Here is a 788-nt window from a genome sequence, read left to right as displayed (position 1 = left end):
GTTAGGGTGTATAGCTCCGTTGAAAAGACACAGCCGACATCAACCAGACGTTTTTCAAAAGATAATAATAATAAGTTAGTTAGCGTGCTGACCGAATACTAAACCAACAGTGGTAATTATAAAGAACCGAAGAAAATGAGAATACTAACAATAATTTTAATAGTATTTTTTTCAAATTGTCAATCTCCGAAAAAAGAATACGATTTTACTTTTTATAAAGGGAACATTCATGAATCATATTATTTAAAATTTAATTCTTCTGATACGCTTTACTATATTAATTCTTATCCATATGAAGAACAAACTTCATTTACAATTTTAAGTAGTGAAGAAAAAGAAAATATTCAAAATATTTTAGATACAATAACTTTTCCGAAGGAAGAAAAATTTACAAATAGTTTAATTGAAGATGGAGAAACTAATGCTTTTAATCTAAAAATTGAGAAACAAAACAAAAAACTAATGATTCATGGTCACATGGGACCAAAACATTTTTTGTCTTTTGGAGAATCATTGGTCAAAATCAAGAACCTACATGAATTCACTCGAACAAACAAAAAATTTGATTTAAGTATTTTTAACAAAATTCTTAATGCTCCGCCTCCGCCAATTATAAATTAAATGAAGTTTGAAGTTCAGAAGCGGAAATCGAAAGGTGAAATAGATTATGCAATTGGAATGGAAAATTGGAACGGATGAACTTTCGTGCTTTTCAAACGTGTCGCTACACACCCTAACACACGCTACAAGCAATTTGGGTATTAGGCTTAATTTGAAATTGGTTTTGT

At 29.4% G+C, this 788-nt stretch carries 1 protein-coding gene; it reads left to right on the top strand.

Features of this window, described 5'->3' with window-relative positions; all coding sequences use genetic code 11:
- Positions 1-135: 135 nt before the first annotated feature.
- The gene (locus FLB_RS12535) at positions 136-621 is read left to right on the top strand and encodes a hypothetical protein (RefSeq protein ID WP_064716302.1); all 486 of its coding nucleotides are present in this window, start codon (positions 136-138) and stop codon (positions 619-621) included.
- The last annotated feature ends 167 nt before the right edge of the window (positions 622-788 follow it).

It is taken from the genome of Flavobacterium succinicans (genome assembly GCF_001662485.1).
Classification (GTDB): Bacteria; Bacteroidota; Bacteroidia; order Flavobacteriales; family Flavobacteriaceae; genus Flavobacterium; species Flavobacterium succinicans_A.
Note: the sequence above shows the minus strand (reverse complement) of the source record. Positions and strands in the feature narration are given on the sequence as shown.

What these genes read in the sequence shown, in the direction of transcription:
- FLB_RS12535 (WP_064716302.1), top strand. Translation starts at nt 136, where the DNA reads ATGAGAATACTAACAATAATTTTAATAGTATTTTTTTCAAATTGTCAA.